16 protein-coding genes and 1 riboswitch are annotated in these 16,934 nt (G+C 48.0%); of the genes, 9 read left to right on the forward strand and 7 right to left on the reverse strand.

Going from position 1 to position 16,934, the window contains the following annotated elements; genetic code table 11:
* Positions 1-32: 32 nt before the first annotated feature.
* The 5 genes from SB752_RS14125 to SB752_RS14145 form a co-directional block, all read right to left on the reverse strand.
* Positions 33-1,058 (reverse strand): ThiF family adenylyltransferase, encoded by a 1,026-nt coding sequence (locus SB752_RS14125; RefSeq protein ID WP_410716264.1) that lies wholly within the window; start codon positions 1,056-1,058, stop codon positions 33-35.
* A gap of 4 nt (positions 1,059-1,062) precedes the next feature.
* Positions 1,063-1,770: a molybdenum cofactor biosynthesis protein gene (locus tag SB752_RS14130; protein WP_410716265.1), complete on the reverse strand. Its 708-nt coding sequence runs from the start codon at positions 1,768-1,770 to the stop codon at positions 1,063-1,065.
* Positions 1,771-1,875: 105 nt separating this feature from the next.
* On the reverse strand, positions 1,876-2,694 hold the full coding sequence (locus SB752_RS14135) for an SPL family radical SAM protein (protein WP_410716266.1): 819 nt from the start codon (positions 2,692-2,694) through the stop codon (positions 1,876-1,878).
* Positions 2,695-2,705: 11 nt separating this feature from the next.
* Positions 2,706-3,419, reverse strand: coding sequence for a 2OG-Fe(II) oxygenase (locus SB752_RS14140; protein ID WP_410716267.1), 714 nt, complete (start codon positions 3,417-3,419; stop codon positions 2,706-2,708).
* Entirely contained in the window at positions 3,412-3,960 is a 549-nt protein-coding gene (locus SB752_RS14145) for a methylated-DNA--[protein]-cysteine S-methyltransferase (RefSeq protein WP_410716268.1), read from the reverse strand. The genes SB752_RS14140 and SB752_RS14145 overlap by 8 nt, the downstream gene beginning before the upstream one ends.
* A 186-nt stretch (positions 3,961-4,146) precedes the next feature.
* Here SB752_RS14145 and SB752_RS14150 point away from each other — a divergent pair, with 186 nt between their 5' ends.
* From SB752_RS14150 to SB752_RS14190, 9 genes are all read left to right on the forward strand, one after another.
* A complete protein-coding gene (locus SB752_RS14150) occupies positions 4,147-5,094 on the forward strand; it encodes a DNA-3-methyladenine glycosylase family protein (protein WP_410716269.1) in 948 nt (315 codons plus the stop codon).
* A 143-nt stretch (positions 5,095-5,237) separates the two neighbouring features.
* Complete coding sequence (gene moaC / locus SB752_RS14155) at positions 5,238-5,720, forward strand: cyclic pyranopterin monophosphate synthase MoaC (RefSeq protein ID WP_410716270.1); 483 nt, start codon at positions 5,238-5,240, stop codon at positions 5,718-5,720.
* 3 nt (positions 5,721-5,723) lie between these two features.
* On the forward strand, positions 5,724-6,983 hold the full coding sequence (locus SB752_RS14160) for an MFS transporter (RefSeq protein ID WP_410716271.1): 1,260 nt from the start codon (positions 5,724-5,726) through the stop codon (positions 6,981-6,983).
* Positions 6,984-7,377: 394 nt separating this feature from the next.
* A riboswitch (SAM riboswitch) is annotated at positions 7,378-7,505 on the forward strand.
* A 96-nt stretch (positions 7,506-7,601) separates the two neighbouring features.
* On the forward strand, positions 7,602-8,783 hold the full coding sequence (locus tag SB752_RS14165) for a pyridoxal phosphate-dependent aminotransferase (protein ID WP_410716272.1): 1,182 nt from the start codon (positions 7,602-7,604) through the stop codon (positions 8,781-8,783).
* A 226-nt stretch (positions 8,784-9,009) separates the two neighbouring features.
* Complete coding sequence (locus tag SB752_RS14170; protein WP_289139741.1) at positions 9,010-9,480, forward strand: hypothetical protein; 471 nt, start codon at positions 9,010-9,012, stop codon at positions 9,478-9,480.
* Between the two features lie 209 nt (positions 9,481-9,689).
* On the forward strand, positions 9,690-10,898 hold the full coding sequence (locus tag SB752_RS14175) for an aminotransferase-like domain-containing protein (RefSeq protein WP_410716273.1): 1,209 nt from the start codon (positions 9,690-9,692) through the stop codon (positions 10,896-10,898).
* A gap of 161 nt (positions 10,899-11,059) precedes the next feature.
* Positions 11,060-12,601 carry a spore germination protein gene (locus tag SB752_RS14180; protein WP_410716274.1) on the forward strand — a complete coding sequence of 514 codons (1,542 nt, stop codon included), beginning with the start codon at positions 11,060-11,062 and terminating at the stop codon, positions 12,599-12,601.
* The gene (locus SB752_RS14185) at positions 12,598-13,806 is read left to right on the forward strand and encodes a Ger(x)C family spore germination protein (protein ID WP_410716275.1); all 1,209 of its coding nucleotides are present in this window, start codon (positions 12,598-12,600) and stop codon (positions 13,804-13,806) included. Before SB752_RS14180 ends, SB752_RS14185 begins: the two co-directional genes overlap by 4 nt.
* Before the next feature lie 225 nt (positions 13,807-14,031).
* Positions 14,032-15,129 carry a GerAB/ArcD/ProY family transporter gene (locus tag SB752_RS14190; RefSeq protein ID WP_410716276.1) on the forward strand — a complete coding sequence of 366 codons (1,098 nt, stop codon included), beginning with the start codon at positions 14,032-14,034 and terminating at the stop codon, positions 15,127-15,129.
* Between the two features lie 71 nt (positions 15,130-15,200).
* On the opposite strand, the gene SB752_RS14195 is transcribed toward SB752_RS14190, so the two are convergent.
* Both SB752_RS14195 and SB752_RS14200 read right to left on the reverse strand, forming a co-directional pair.
* A complete protein-coding gene (locus SB752_RS14195; RefSeq protein ID WP_410716277.1) occupies positions 15,201-16,049 on the reverse strand; it encodes a family 1 encapsulin nanocompartment shell protein in 849 nt (282 codons plus the stop codon).
* A 36-nt stretch (positions 16,050-16,085) separates the two neighbouring features.
* Positions 16,086-16,685 carry an IMEF encapsulin system ferritin-like cargo protein gene (locus SB752_RS14200; RefSeq protein ID WP_410716278.1) on the reverse strand — a complete coding sequence of 200 codons (600 nt, stop codon included), beginning with the start codon at positions 16,683-16,685 and terminating at the stop codon, positions 16,086-16,088.
* Positions 16,686-16,934: the final 249 nt, after the last annotated feature.

Genomic DNA, 16,934 nt, shown 5'->3' on the forward strand with positions numbered 1-16,934 from the left:
GGACTTTTTTTGTGTAGTGAAAACAAGAGCGATTATGCTCCGATATATTTGGCGTGCAGCGTACGTGCCAGGCTGCTGTCGTCTGTACCTTGGACGAGCACACGTCCATCAGGGAAAACGACAAGCATATACGACTCGACCCGAAAGCGCAGCAAAAACTTGTTTCGCTCGATTTGACCAAGAGGGGCAAGACGCTCAGCAAGCGCATCGAGATCGAGCGAGACCGCAGCAGAGGGAGAGATTTGTACCGTGTCGCGTCCACAAAGAGATACAGCTTGTCCTTCTGGCGTATCCGGCTGCAAAAAGGCAAATTCGCGCTGTCCACAGGCGGGGCAGTCTGCCCGTCGGCCATGTGAGACCTTGATCTGCTGATGGCGGTTGTTCCAAATCTCAAAATGCTCGAGGTTTGGATTGAGTGCATCAGTTGCGCCCACTAGCATTTTAAAAGCCTCTGTTGCCTGATAGGAAGCAACGATATGAATAATCGGACCGATGACACCTGCTGTATCACAGGTGGCCATTTCTCCCGGGTTTGGAGCCTCGGGGAAAAGGCAGCGCAAGCAAGGGGTCGTTCCCGGTCGAATCGCGGTAAAAGTCCCTGTCGCACTGACAGCCCCGCCGTAAACCCATGGGATGCCGTGCTTGACGCAAACATCGTTAACGAGGTAACGCACTTGAAAATTATCGGTAGCATCGAGCACAAGATCGACGTCTGTCAAATATTGTTCTGCATTGTATGCGGTCAGATCAGCAACAATCGGCTCGATGGTGACTTGCGAATTGATTTTACTCAGCTTGGCGTGGGCAGCAATCGCTTTTGGCAAATGCTCGGCTGCATCCGACTCATCGTAGAGCATTTGGCGTTGCAGGTTGCTTGGCTCTACAAAATCACGGTCAATCAGGCGAACAAAGCCGACTCCAGCGCGGACCATATGGTTGGACAAGACGGTCCCGAGTGCTCCCATCCCGACAATGGCGACTCGGCTTTGCCCGAGCTTCTCCTGTCCACTTCGCCCGATCGGAGCAAACAAGATCTGGCGCGAATAGCGGGTATCCACGGTGTTATTCCACCTTTCCTTCTGTCATCTCCAAGGGGTTCCAGGGACCTTGCTGATGACCCTTCCATTCACTTCCATCTTCCCACATTTCTTTTTTCCATATCGGAACGATCTGCTTCAGGCGCTCGATCGCATAGCGTCCAGCCTCAAAGGATTCGTTGCGATGAGCGGTAGCGACTGCTACGACCACGGCGATCTCCTCGACAGCCAAATCCCCGATACGGTGGTGCATCGCCACTTCGGCACCGGGCCAGCGCTCCTCGATCTCTGTGGCAATCTGCTTCATTTTTTCAACGGCCATTGGGGCATATGCCTCGTAGGAAAGATAGACAGTCCGCTGCCCATGGGTAAATTCACGAACGGTTCCGACGAAGGTCAGAATCGCTCCTGCATGAGGATTGCTGACCAGGCGAACAAGCTTGTCTGCCTGAAGCGGCTCTGTCGTAATCGCAAAGCGAGGTTCTTCTTCACCGCCGCTGACCGGAGGGAGCAGGGCGACCTCATCAGCTGGTCCGATGACTCTATCTGGTGCAGCGTATTCATGATTAACCGAAACAAAGCAGCTTCCAAGCAGAGGAGAGAGGGCAGGATACTGTTCCCCGATTAACTGCAGAAGATCACGTACATTCGTATTTTCTGGCAGGGTCAATTGTATTTCTCGAACATTGGCTCGTTCGGCTAGGCCAGCAAACAGCAAAATAGTAATGGTCAAGGCAACTCCTCTTTTCCCGTTGAGATAACAGTTCTCTATGGCTTGAAGATATCATAATCGGGCACATATGCCAATGAGCGAGAGAGGCCAAACCTGCACGCTAGCTTAGGGAGCAAAGCCTTTTTGACTCAAATACACGTCTTCTTTGCCAAATACGCGAACAAAACGCTCATATACAAGCTGGAAAGCGTCGGGATTATACCATTTTTCTTGTCCCAACTGCTCATAGAGCGATGCTATTCCCAATTTCCTCGTTCGCTTTCCTCCGCTGCCATCTCCCATATAAAAATCGTCTATACACACACGATTGACTAAAGGCCGCAAGCGATGAGCGAACGCTTCGCTGCTTGGTAAAACAGGGGCAATGGCAACTTGTGTGGGGACGCCAGCTTCTGCCAGGAGCTGCAAGGTCTTCAGGCGTGCCTGAATCGGCGGTGCTTGCGGGGAAAAGTGCTTGCGGATGTCATCCAAATCAGTTTCTACAGTCATGCTGACGCGTACACGGTCCTGCATCGACAACAGCAGATCGATATCGCGGCGAACCAGTGGACTGCGAGTTTGAACCAGCAGAAAATCGGGTGGGTCATCTGCCATTACCTCTAGCAGAGAACGAGTAACCTGCTCCTTTTGCTCGACGGGTTGATACGGGTCTGTAGCAGAGGACATAAAGATTGTGACCTTCCCTTTCGCCTTTGCCCGTAGAAGCTCTTTGCGGAGTAGGTTTCCAGCTTCCTGCTTGATATCTACCCACGTTCCCCACGGCTGATCCCGAAAAAGCGAGACAGGCATTTGCCGCACATAGCAGTACGAGCAGGCAAATGAGCATCCCGTATACGGATTGAGGGAGTGCGTATAATCGGAAAGAAATCCGCTTCCTTTATTCAGCAATGTTTTCGGATGCTTGTAAAATAAAGCAGTCTTCACATAGACTCTCCTTACTTGGCATCATGAAAGATGATCCCGAGACTGTATCTGTTTCCAGCAGTAATCGTACTGACGCCATGGCGCAGCGTAGCCCGATAATAGCCGCGTGCTCCGGCAACAGGTCGATGGTTCGTTGGGAAAATCAGCCCGGCACCTTGCGCAAGTGTAATAACATGCCCTCTGCTTTGTGCCCGAGGGCGCTGCTCCAGCAGTAAAAACTCTCCACCAGTGTAATCGATCTCTTTTTGACTCAGGACAAACACGACTTGAAAAGGAAAATAAACCTCACCGTACAAATCCTGATGCAAGCAATTGTACCCGCCAGCCTCATATTTCAAAAGCAGAGGAGTGGGGCGGGATTGTCCATGCTGATGACAGCGATCCAAAAAATCGGAAAGAGTAGCGGGGTAGATAGCATCCTTTCCAAGCTGTCCAAGCCAGCGGTTTGCGGCTTTGGCAAGCTCAGGATAAAAGCCCTCGCGAAGCTGCTGCAACAGCGGCGGAAGGGGAGCCTGATAGTAACGGTACTGTCCAATCCCGAAACGGTATCTCGCCATATCAATTGTGCTGCGAAAAAGAGCATCATCGGAATAGGTTGCGATGATGTCTTTGCATTGATCAGGCTCTAGTATGGATGGTAGTATGGCATAGCCTTGTTCGTCCAGCGTTTGTTGCAGGTGGGCCCAATCGAGAGCGGCGATCCGTTCGGCAAGACGATTAGGCATTCTGCATCCTTCCTTTCGCGTGCTGGCCTGCACTTTCGAGCTCAAGCAGCTTGGTCTTCATCGCCAAACCGCCGCGATAACCGGTGAGAGCACCATTTTTCCCGATGACGCGGTGACAAGGTACGGTGATTAATACGGGATTGGCACCAATTGCTGTGCCTACTGCCCGCACCGCTGCTGGCTTTTGAATCTGCTGGGCGATATCCGAGTAAGACTTGGTTTCTCCATAAGGAATTTGGCATAGCGCGTCCCATACAGCGAGCTGAAAGGATGTGCCCTGATAATCAAAGGGAATAGTAAATTGCTTCCGGCTTCCTTCTATATACTCGGTGATTTGCGTCGTATAAGGCTCTAGTGCGGTTGCATCTTCGACGAGCGTGCAATTGGGAAAGTGCTTATTTGTCCATGCCAGCAGCTCGTCGAATGGCTTGTTCAGCGAACCGACATAGCAAAGTCCTTTTGTGGTCGCTGCCAGAAACAGACTCCATTCCCCGTTAACGAGCTTTGTCCAAAAAACCGTTTGACTTTTTTTTGTACGCATATCTATTTCCTCCTCAATCAGCTACCGTTATTCATTGTGTTCAACTTAAGCACAGTATAGCGCTGCCAAGGGCATGATGTACGGATTTTGGAATGGAACAGCAAGATAACGAAATAGGTTGTGATCCTGTTATGATAAAACAAAGAGAGCTGGCGAACGTATCAGGACCTGAATGGGAGGATAACGATGCATTCATACAAGGAAGATCTGGAGTGGAAAGACTCCTGGGAGGATCATGGGCAGGAGCTGCTGCTGATTGTACCAAAGGAGTTTTCCTTTGCGCAAAATCTAAACTACTTGGCAGGTGCCCCCAATGAATGTCTGTTTCATCTGAGGGAGGAGCGAATATACCGAGCTATTCCCACGTTGCAAGAGCTGTCGATTGTGGAAATTGGTGCGGCAGACCAAAACACCTTGAGGATTCGGTTTCTGGGAGACACAGCCCCAACGTCAAAAGAGGGGCGAGCAGCCGTAGCCAGGTATGTACATGACTGGTTTGATCTGGATACGAATTTGCAGCCTTTTTATGAGTTGGCAAAAACCGATGATCTTCTCCGACGCGCGGTAGAATCGTTTTATGGTCTGCGCAATGTCGGGATTCCTGATTTATTTGAGGCGATCAGCTGGGGGATTATCGGTCAGCAAATCAATATGACCTTTGCGTATACGTTGAAAAGGCGTCTGGTAGAGAGCTTTGGTCGGCAAGTAACCTGTGAGGGAGAGGTGTACTGGCTGTTTCCAGAGCCTGAACGGATCGCAGAGCTTCGCGTAGAGGACTTGCATGCACTCAAAATGACAGGCAAAAAAAGTGAATACCTCATTGATGTAGCGAGGCTCATCGTAGAAGGGAAACTGAGTAAGGAGCAGCTTCTCACCGCTGGCTCAGGGAAGGCAGCAGAAAAGCAGCTCGTTCAAATCCGCGGGATCGGTCCGTGGACAGCCAATTATGTATTAATGCGCTGCTTGCGAATTCCGTCCGCTTTTCCCATCGACGATGTGGGGCTGCATAATGCGGTCCGGCATCTTTTAGAGACAAAGGAAAAGCCTACAAAGGAGGAAATGATCCGACTGTCAGTGGGCTGGACGAACTGGGAATCCTATGCAACCTTTTACTTATGGAGATTTCTCTATTAAATAAGGCACATCCTCCTCTATGTTCTCATTGCATTTCGAAAGCAGCGGGAGTAAGGTAAGAAGTAGATGACAGAGCGACCGACGAATTACATTTGGGCATGGTATTTATGGATACTTGCTTCCATGGAGGATAAAGGAATAGCATGAGTGACCAATTGACGCATTTTAACGAACAGAATCGGGCAAAAATGGTGGATGTCTCTGAGAAAGATATTACGAAGCGTGAAGCCATTGCCCACAGCCAAATCATTATGAAGCCAGGAACACTCGCGCGTATTCGCGAGGGACGTGTGGAAAAAGGGGATGTACTGGCGGTAGCACAGGTTGCCGGTGTGATGGCTGCGAAAAAGACGTGGGAAATCATCCCGATGTGCCATCCACTGCCACTTACTGGTATTGATATCCGTTTTTCGTTTGCAGATGAAACGACGCTTGAAGTCGAAGCATCTGTAAAAACCACCGGGAAAACAGGCGTGGAGATGGAAGCGCTGACTGCTGTCAGTGTGGCAGCCCTAACTGTATATGACATGTGTAAGGCAATGGACAAAGGAATGGTAATTGGACCTACAAGCCTCCTCAAAAAGACAGGCGGAAAAAGCGGCGACTTCATGCGAGGAGAGAAGTAACTCATGAAAGAGAAATGGGAATCCTATCCGAGCAGCATTCGGCTATTGGCGATTGCTGCCGTCATTTTCTCTACAGGAATGGCATGTATATGGCCGCTTGTAACGATCTATATTCACGATTTCTTAGGAAAGCCGCTTACTGTTGCCGGCTTTTTGTTGCTTTTGAATCAAGGGGCTTTTCTGGTTGGCAGCCTGGTTGGCGGGATGCTGTTTGACCGTTGGGGGAAAATGAGAACGATCATTTTGTCCTCCGCAGGAATCATTCTGATGTCGGTTTGCTTGGGCTTGACCCATGATTTTACGATCTACACGATTTTGTTCTTATTAAATGGACTTTTTTACGGGACATTGTCTCCGGTTATTAATGCACTAGCTGTTGTCATGTGGCCAGAGGGAGGCCGCAAAGGAATCAACATGATTTATGTGGCGCTCAATGCCGGGGTAGCTGCCGGGGCTGCTTTGGGCGGTATTCTGGCGAGCGTGTCGTTTGCCTGGACTTTCTTCGGAAATGCCTTCGCCCAAATTATCGTACTTGCCATGTTTGCCTTTATTTTGCCGCAGCATGTAAAAGCGATGGCTGTGAAAGCGAAGAACAAGGAAGAGCAGCTTACACAGGGTGCTGACAAGACAGGAATGAAAACTCCACCCACTCAGCCGGCGAAAAGGGTTGCCTGGGGAGCGCTTGTCATGCTCTGTGGGGGACTGTTGATCAGCTGGATCGTGTATGTCCAATGGACGACTGTCCTGTCCGCATATATGCAGTCACTAGGTATTTCCCTACGCCAATATAGCCTCTTGTGGACAATTAACGGAGGTTTGATTTTGTTCGGTCAGCCGTTGATCGCGTGGGTCATTCGTCGTTATGCTCGAACACTCAAGGCTCAAATGCTGCTCGGCTCGTATGTATTTGTTCTGTCGATGCTCATCTTGTCGCAAACGACGTCATACGCTGGATTTGTTGCTGCGATGTTCGTTATGACACTGGGCGAAATGCTCGTATGGCCAGCGGTTCCAGCTGTAGCTGCCAAGTTCACACCAGAAGGGCAGGAAGGCTTCATCCAAGGTCTTGTCTCAGGTACAGGCTCCGCAGGACGTATGCTTGGCCCACTCCTCGGTGCCTTCATCTTTCAAAACTTCCAGGCCCAGGGACTGCTGTACATCATGGCTGGTTTGGCACTGTTATCCGTCGTATTCTTTGCTTTCCACAGCTCTTTCCAAAAACGCAGTCACCAGATTCCAGTACAAACCGCAGAAAAAATGTAATTCTTCTTTTTTTATAATGAAAAGGCGCCACGCGCGTCTTTTTTGTTTTTTCCAAACAGGGGAAAACACGCCAGCTGTCGTGAGGAAAACGGAGAAAATGCGAGGATCTTTGGGATACATCCCAAGCGGAGTGAAAAAAGCGAAACACGCCCTTAAGCGTCCACCTTTGAGATGCCTCAGCGAATCCACGACTTTGGACGCGGTTTCGCTTTTTTCACGGAGCTGAGCAGTAACGCCCCCAGCAAGTATCCCAAGAATCCGGAGCATTTTCTCCGTTTTCCTCCCCACCACCACAGCTCAATAAAGTGCTTTTCCCCAGCGCCCCCAGGTGTCTTGACACAAAACACCCGCTCAAGTAATATAAAATTGCTAAAACATTATATTCCGTGTGCTTTACTTATAAAGAGAGGCGGAGGGACTGGCCCTATGAAGCCCGGCAGCGGATCTGTTTTCATATCGATTCAGGTTGAAGAAAACAGATGCTGTGCCAATTCCAGCAGGATCTTTCCTGACAGATAAGGACGTGACGAAGCTGATCTACCCCTTTTCTGTAAAGAAGGAGGGGTTTTTTTGCAGTGTAGAATCATGCAGTACCCGACAGAAAGGAAATGAAGAACGATGCGCATCCAACCCTCCGACATGATTGATCGGTTGCCGACCCAGTTTTTCGCTACCTTGGTAGCAAAGGTAAACAAGGTCATTGCTGCTGGTCATGACGTTATCAACCTAGGACAAGGCAATCCTGACTTGCCGACACCGCCCCATATTATTGAGGAATTGCAGGCCCAGGCAGCTCAGCCGCTTCATCACAAATATCCGCCATTTTCTGGTCGAGTGGAGCTGAAGCAGGCAGTTGCACACTGGTACAAGCAAGAGTTTGACGTCGATCTCGATCCGGAAGAAGAAGTAGCGATTCTGTTCGGTAGCAAAACCGGGCTTGTAGAGATTTGCCAGGTGCTGATGAACAAAGGGGACGTAGCTCTGGTGCCAGACCCGGGTTATCCTGATTACTGGTCAGGTGTAGCCGTTGTCGATGGTCGGATGGTCATGATGCCGCTCACAGCGGAAAATCAATTTCTTCCAGATTACAGCAAGCTATCCCAAGCGGATTTGGAGCGGGCCAAGCTGATGTTTCTGAACTACCCGAACAATCCGACTGCGGTGAATGCACCGTACGAATTTTATGAAGATACGGTTCGTTTTGCTCGTAAAAACGAAATTGTTGTTTGCCATGATTTTGCCTATGGAGCAATCAGCTTTGACGGTAAAAAACCGGTCAGTTTCATGCAGGTTCCAGGGGCAAAGGAAGTGGGCGTGGAGTTTTATACACTGTCCAAAACTTACAATATGGCTGGGTGGCGCGTAGGCGCGATGGTTGGAAATCGTGAGCTCGTTCGTTTGATCAATTTGATTCAAGACCATTATTTTGTGAGTTTGTTCGGAGCTGTCCAAATGGCTGCTGCACGAGCCATGACTGGTTCGCAGCAGTGTGTCCGCGACCTGGTGGCTGTATACGAGGGTAGGCGCAATGCGCTTTATTCCAACCTGCATCGCATCGGCTGGCAAGCACAGCCATCCCAAGGCTCGTTTTTTGCATGGCTGCCAATCCCAAGCGGCTTTACCTCCGTCCAGTTTTCCGATATGTTACTGGAAAAAGCGCATGTCGTTGTAGCTCCGGGGGATGGCTTTGGGCCGACGGGCGAAGGCTACGTTCGTGCGGCGCTGCTATCGGATGAACAGCGACTGGCTGAGGCCGTAAAGCGTATTGAAAAATTGGGCTTGTTTACCCCCAAAAAATAGGTGTTTGCAAAGGATCAGACCACATATGCTGGTAAGCAGCAGGTCTGGTCTTTTTTTTGCGATGAAAACGGAAAAGTGGGCAAGAATAGTGGTGAGCGAAAAAAGTAGGGGTAATTATCAATAAAAATCATTCTCAGCGTTGACAGATAATGATTTTCATTATACGATGTTAATGATAATTAGTCTCAACAAATTACTTGTCATTTATGCAAAGCAGGAGGGTAACATGCGCTATCAGATTAACGGTTACACGGATATGTATACGGTGATCGCCAACGAGCGTAAGGTAGGCGGAGCCATTGAAGCGGGCCAGGTTCGGCTACGCACAGGTGAGGTCTTTGCCAATGCTGTTCTCACTCGTATGGAAATGTCAGGTGCGCATTTTTGCTCGATCGGTTTTGTGACGGAAGAAGGACAGCGACTCATTGTTCACGTAAATGATATCAGCATGATTGCTGATGCGCGTCACGTAAATGTGTGTGAGCTGACCAACGATTGTATGCGAGCTGAAAAAACAACAGATCGCCTGAAGCGTCTAAAGCGCCTCTGTGAATTGAATGAAGGCAGCTGTACACCAACGTTCCAAGAGGAAGCATTGCTTTTGGCAGAGGACATTGGTGTAGAAGAAGCGCTGAAGCATGTGGACCTCTCATTCTTGCCACAGGTAGAAAAAGCGCGTGTCTTCCGTATCGCGTAGATACTTTGATGAATACATAGACCCCTTTCCTTTTTACGGAAAGGGGTTTTTTGCGCCTGTTTGAAGCAGGAATCGTGGTATAAAACCACCAATCGAGCGAACAATCGCTCGACATAGTCAAAACCTATCTCCCCATAGCTAGCGAGGATTGGACATTGTTTAATGACAGTGATAAAACAAATATAGGCAAAATCAAGGGGGAACGGAACATGGAGTACAAATTTTCAAAATCGGTAGAAGCATTATCCTCTTCGGCGGTCCGGGAAATCTTGAAGCTGACCCAAGGCAATCAAGTGCTCTCACTGGCTGGAGGCTTACCAGCGGAGGACTCTTTTCCCATCGCAGAAATGCGTGAAGCCTTTGTCCGATCATTTGATCTCGGAGCAAAAGCTCTTCAATATGGCTTAACAGATGGATATCTTCCACTTCGCGAGTGGGTTGCATCTCGCATGAAGCAAAAACAGATGAATGTTGGCGTGGACAATATGTTGCTGACTACCGGCTCCCAGCAGGCCGTCGACTTGCTCTGTCGTGTCTATTTGGACGAAGGCGACGTCGTGCTGGTAGAAAATCCTACGTACCTGGCTGCGGTCCAACTGTTCCAATTTCGAGGGATACGCGCCATTCCGGTGGATGGTGATGAAGAGGGCATGGATTTGGATGATCTGGCACGTAAAATTGCGCAGTATCGCCCAAAAATGGCTTACGTGATTCCGACCTTTGCAAATCCTACCGGAAAGGTCTGGAGCTTGGAGCGCCGTCTCGGATTGCTTCGTCAATGTAAAGAAAATAATATTTTGATTTTGGAAGACGATCCGTATGGCGAAATCCAGTTTGACGGGCAAGAGCCGTATCGTTCGATTTTCTCTCTCGACGAGCATCCGGAGGACTCTTGCGTCGTTTACACCAGCACCTTCTCCAAGATCGTAGCACCAGGCCTGCGTACAGGATGGGCAATCGGCGATAAGCGTGTGATTCAGATGATGGTAAAAGCGAAGCAGGCAGTTGATTTGCAATCCAGTACGATTGACCAAATTGCGTTGCATAAATTACTGGAAAACTTTGACCTCGAGAGCCATATCGAGAAAATCCGCGCCTCTTACAAAGCACGGATGGAATGGATGAATGAGCTGATGCTCGCTCAAAACTGGAATGGCGTGAAGTGGGAAAAACCACGCGGAGGTATGTTCCTCTGGGTAACCTTGCCTGAGCATGTGGATTCCGAAAAATTGCTTGCTGCTTCGGTTAAGGAAGGTGTGGCATTTGTCCCAGGTAAACCGTTCTACGCCGCTGAAGCACAAGCGAATACGATGCGCCTGAACTATACGCTCTTGAATAAAGAAGACACACAATTAGCGATTTCCAGACTTGGCAAGGCCTTTGAGCTGTACAACCAAAGCCAGGTAGTAAACCAGTAATTTTATACGAAGATGTAAGCACGTGAGGCAGCCATTCTTTGGCTGTCTCTTTTGTCGTTTTTTCCTCATTTTCCAGCAAAGAATAAAGGGAGGTAGTTCGTGTAAGGATATTCACAAAAGAAAAGTTCCGATGTGGACAATGAGCGAGGGTAGAGAAGACTATGGATAAAAAAAGGGGCAAACAATTGGGGAGCAAGGAAGTCAAAAATGTCGATGAAAATCTCCAGATAGAGATCCAACTGAGTTGGCTGAAAGAACAGCTCGTCAATTGCTCGGATGTTGTCTTCCATACCTTCGAGGTTGGGCTTCATCAAAAGTGTGCGCTTATTTACTTGTCGGGAATGATTGACCTGCAAGCTATTCAGGAAGATGTGCTCACTGCCATCTTATCTATGGATGTGAGCGATTCCACAGATTTTCGCGAGCGTCTTTTTGAGCGAAAGCAGTTGCCTGTTTCGAATTATCGTGTGATTCCCCTCCATCAGGGGGTAAATGCTATTTTAGAGAGCAGAGCCCTACTTATTGTAGATAATGAGCAGCGTGCCATCGAGCTTCCCCTTACTTGCACAAAGGGCAGGTCTGTGGATGAGCCTTCCAATGAGGCAACTGTCCGAGGACCTCGCGAAGCCTTTATCGAAAGTGCAGACGACAACCTGTCTCTGATCCGAAAGCGATTGAAAACACCAGATTTCAAGACAGAGACAATGCAAATTGGTACATATACACAAACAAAAGTAATGATTTTGTATATCGATGGTCTTTGTGAAAATGAATTGCTAGAAAAAGTTCGAAAGATCTTGTCTCAAATCGAAATAGACGGTGTTCTGGGGAGTAGCTATCTAGAAGAATATTTTGACAGCTCCCCTTTTTCTCCCTTTCCCCAGGTGCAATATACGGAGCGTCCAGATGTCGTCTCTGCTGCTCTGCTCGAAGGACGTCTGGCTTTAATCGTCGATGGCACGCCGATGGTTCTTCTCGTACCAGTTACTCTTTTCATGCTGCTGCAGTCAGCGGAGGACTATTACCAGCGGTTTGTTGCAGGTACCTGGATTCGGTGGATTCGTTACCTCTTTGTCTTTATCTCGTTGCTTTTACCCTCTTTTTATATCGCTATTACGACGTTTCACCCGGAAATGATACCGTCCAAGCTGTTGGTAACGATAACTGCATCAAGAGAGGTAGTTCCTTTCCCAGCCTTAATCGAGGCATTTATTATGGAAATTTCCTTTGAAGCTCTCAGAGAGGCTGCTGTCAGAATCCCCAAATCGATTGGTCAAGCAGTATCCATCATTGGAGCCTTGATCATTGGTACTGCTGCAGTAGAGGCAGGAATCGTATCCGCGGCTATGGTCATTATCGTTTCGTTTACGGGGATCGCGTCCTTTATCATTCCGCATTTTGATCTTGGTTTGGCATTTCGCTTTCTCCGGTTTCCCATCATGATTTTGGCAGGGTTATTCGGTTTATTTGGGATTGCATGTGCCTTGATCCTGATATACATCCATCTCATTAACCTGCGATCCTTGGGTACTCCCTATTTGACCCCAATCACTCCGTTTGTTGTCAGTGATCTCAAGGATACCCTCGTCCGCGTGCCATGGTGGTTCATGAACAAAAGGCCGTATCAGGTTAATCGGAACAAAATGAGGCAGAAGAATCTAGTACGGAAGCAGGAGCATGAACAAGAGGAGAATGGAGATTGAAGCTGGTTACTGGAGCAAAGATGCTTTTCATAGCGATATATGCGATCCTTCCATCGTTGGTTTTGTCGGGGTGCTGGTCATCCGTAGAACTAAACAGCCGAAGCTTTGTAAGAATGATTTTGCTAGATAAAACAGAATCAGGTGTTGAGCTTACTCTTGCTTTCCCGCTACCGAATCGATTGATTCCAGGGCAAGCAGGCACAACTGGTGAGCAAACAGGCAACCCCTATACCTATATAACCAAAACAGGAAAAGACATTGGTGAAGCCTATCGCTCGATTCAGGCCGATTTGTCCCGCAGCATCACATTTGGACAAACCAGCGTAGTGGTCATTGGCAATGAGTTTGCTAAAGCAGGAATCAATCCGATTTTGGAGTTTATCGCTCGTGAACCGAGGTTTCATATCAATGCTAATATCTTTGTAACAGCAGGAAAGGTGCTTGAATTAACTACTGCCCCTGTTGTTTTCGAGCGATTCCCTGCAGATATCCTCATTGCCTATGGGAGAGAGCACGTGACAATTAGCACGACGACGACTGATTGCCTGATTGCTACCTATCACGGGGGAGACATGATCCTACCTATGCTGAAGTTTGACAAGAAAATCATACCCAGCGAGAAGCAAAAAGAACGTACTTGGCTAGGAACAGATGGTGCAGCCCTATTTAAAGAGGGAAAGCTGCAGCGGACTCTGACAACAGAGGAGATGCGAGGAGCCTTATGGATTCTTGGTCAAATTAAGAATTCCGAGATTTCGGTCCGTTCCACCACCGACGGAAAAGATGTAGACTATATGGTCAGCAAAGCGAATACCCAAATTCTCCCTGTGATTACGGGTGAACAGATAACAATCATGATTAAGGCGAGGGCTGATGCCTCCCTCATTTCATCTGAGTCAAATGTCGATTTGCAGGATCCTCATCAACGAAAAAAGCTAGAAAAAGGAATTGAATCTTTAATCGAGGAGAGGATGAACAAAGCGATTGAAAAGACTAGGAGGATGGGTGCGGATGTGTTTAAGTTTGGCTCTTATATAGATTGGCATTACCCGCAGCAGTGGAAGGCTATTGCCTCGACATGGAGAGAGCAGTACAGTCACAAAATAAAGGTGATTGCAAAGGCCGATATTACCATCAAACAGCTCGGAAGTGTCAAGGAGCCTATGCGGATACGAAAGACGTCACATCCAGAGGGAAAAGAATGATCGCGATTGCAATTTTGTTTGCTTTTATTTCCATTTTTGAGTGGCGATACCTGTACCAAAGAAAGCGAAAGCCACGCACGTACCGCATTGTATTTGGTTTTGTTATCTCTATGTTTCTTTGTTTTGAAGCCTTATATTACTTTAGGGAACAATTTATGCTTGCGAACGTGATTGAAATGGTGTTTGATCCCATCGAAAAGTTCATCCTGTGGAGAGCTGAAAAAAATGAATAACATAAAGGAAAAGATCACGCCTACCCAACTTTATATGCTATTTTCCCAGTATCTTTTTACAACCATCCTTGGCTTTCGTCAAGGTAGCCTAGTGGAGGAAGCCGGATTTGGCGTGTGGGTTTCTCTACTTGTAGGCTCATTTGGCGGTTTGATCCTTACTTATTGCTCCTATCGCTTAGCGATTAGGCGTCCAACACGATTCTTTGGTCATTATGGAAAAGAGATTATCGGGAAATGGTTACATTATCCGCTCGTTCTTACGATGATCTTTTCTTTTTTGTATTCAGCGGCTTTCGTCCTGCGGGAAATGCAAGATTTTATGGTAGAGGTTTTTTTGCCCGATACTCCGGATTGGGCTGTTACCGCCATCTTTAGTATTTGTGTTGCGTATGCTGTCCGTTCCGGGATTCAGACGATCTTTCGGTGTGCGCAAGGGATTTTTTTCGTGACTCTTTTCGGCATGCTGCTCATTCCTATTTTTGTCATGGGTGAGATGAATCAGGATATGGCAATTGCCTTTCTCAATCATTTTCAAAAAGAGGGCATAGGTAATGCTAGTTATTTTGTCGCTGCTCTTTATGGACAAATGGGATTCATCCTCTTTCTACTCCCTTTCTTTTCCCATCCTCATAAAACGATGAAATCATTGGGATGGGCTAGCTTTACGTCCATCATCATCATCCTCTCCAATTTGATACCCACAATATTGATCTTCGGACCTGAGTTAACCAGTAATTTGATTTATCCTGAGTTAGAGCTTATCCGCTATATACGGGCAGGTTATTTCTTGGAAAACCTGGATCCGGTGCTGATTGCTATTTGGCTAACCAGTTTGTTTATCAAAATCAGTTTATTTCTATACGTGGCTGTCATAGCACTTACGCATACGTTTGGCTTGCATGATCACAGACCGCTTTCTTTGTCGATGACAGCCATTATGGTAGGTCTCTCCCTTTACATGGTGAAAACGGGGGCCGATCTCGCTCATTTGTTAGCTCATGGGGAAGTCGCTTTTTTGATTGTGACGGAGTCGATTCCGATTCTGTACCTACTGGTTGATGGAGTACGAGCACGATTGAGAAAAGGGTAGGACAAAACGAAAAAGGCGCATCCATCCCAGACTTTCGTCGATGGATACGCCTTTTATTTTGTGGCGGGTTTTTATTCTTCGGTTTCTTCCAACGTGCAGATCGCGCTTGGACGCTTGATACGCAGAACCACGCACTCATACACGCGGAACAGGCTGTTCATTTGCTCGTCACCGAGAAAGGCAGAATCGAAGTCCTCAGCGATTGCGAGGTCCAGATTATGGCGACCGGTTGCTACGAGCACACCGGAGCGGCCTTTAATGGTTGGAGATTGATAAACACCATCTGTAACCAGATTGCGTACATGCTCGATCTCCAGTACGTTGGTGCCTTTGTGCACGCGATGCAGGAGAGAATACAGCTCTGGAGATACAACCAGGGCGTACGGTCCGCTGTGACCCATTTTCAAAAGCTTGTTGCGCGCTTCTACGATGTCAGCAAACGCATTACCGGATTCCATCCAGTCACTTTTCAGATGGGTGAGGCGGCCTTTGACATTCATCAGGCCAGGCAGATCGAATTCAGCAGCACCGTTGAAAATGAGGTCGTCTTCCATCAGTGCACCGCCAGCAGCAGCGTTGGCAGCAGCACTCATGTCAAGCGGCATGCCAAGTGTACGAGCTTGTGCCACATCACGCCAGTAGAGCATGAAATCTTTATACAAAATCGGGATCGTCATGCTGACACGGCGACTTGGCTGCGTCATTTCGAGCGATTCCCCGCGCAGGGAGAGTCCGCCAAAGCGGGATTCATCATATACGTCGTTCGTAATGGTTTGAATGCCTTCTCCCAGTGGTCCGTATATATCGATAAAACGGCGACCAACGAGTTGGTGGCGGGCCATGTCAATAACGGTTGCGTCCAATTGATTCCATTCATCATGGGTCAATGGGGAGTCAGGGTATTTACGAAGCTTGTCCATAGCGTAACCTCCAAGTCATAAAGGATCGTGATTGCCTTACTTTCCTTTCAAGCTGCCTACCGTCAGTCCTTTTTTACCAGGAGCAGGAGCGGGGGAGTGCTTGACCACGGATGCAACACCGTGCGGAGCAGAAGCAGAGGCTTTGAGATGATCCACCTGATGAATGTCGTGCCCTTCATCGTGATCGGTCAGATCTGCTTGGTACACGTCAGAAAATCTGCTGCTCAGTGTAGCCATCATCTCTTTCACCTGCAAATAGTCCTCATGCGTTTTTTCCCGCATGCCGTCAAGGACTTGGCGAGTCGCGTCATCCTGGAACTCATACAAAGACAGCTCCAGATGCTCGCGGAAGTTGTGCAGTCCAAAACGCTCCAAATTAATATCGGAAAGCATTTGCGACAGCTCGCGGTCACTCAGCTTGTCCGTCTTATTCTCAGCAGCGAGCGATTCTAAATATGGAATCAGCTCTTGCAGGCGTCCCATACGCTGTTCTTCTTCCTCCAAAATATGGTGGTAGTACAGGCGCGTATGCTCGTCCTGGGCAGCGTCAATAATCGGCTGGATGATCCCCATAAAACGATTGATATAACCTCTGGTTCGATCAAAAATGGCGTGCAGCTGTGTAATTTCTTGCACCCTACGCCACCTCCTTATTACGATCTATTTAATCATTATACATTTGGAAAAATGCACCGGGCAACAACTATGTACAATTTCCCCTATATATGTGAAAAACAGCGATTCGTTCCCCTTGCCCATTTCCTCTAGTTTTCTATTTTTACAAAAAAGATATCGTGGAGAGTATTGTCAAAGGTAATTGGGAATGATAATATTTATCAATAAGAGTGATATTCATTATCAATTAAATGACTGAGAACAAAAACA

It is taken from the genome of Brevibacillus sp. SIMBA_040 (assembly GCF_046535075.1).
In the GTDB taxonomy this organism is placed as follows: Bacteria; Bacillota; Bacilli; order Brevibacillales; family Brevibacillaceae; genus Brevibacillus.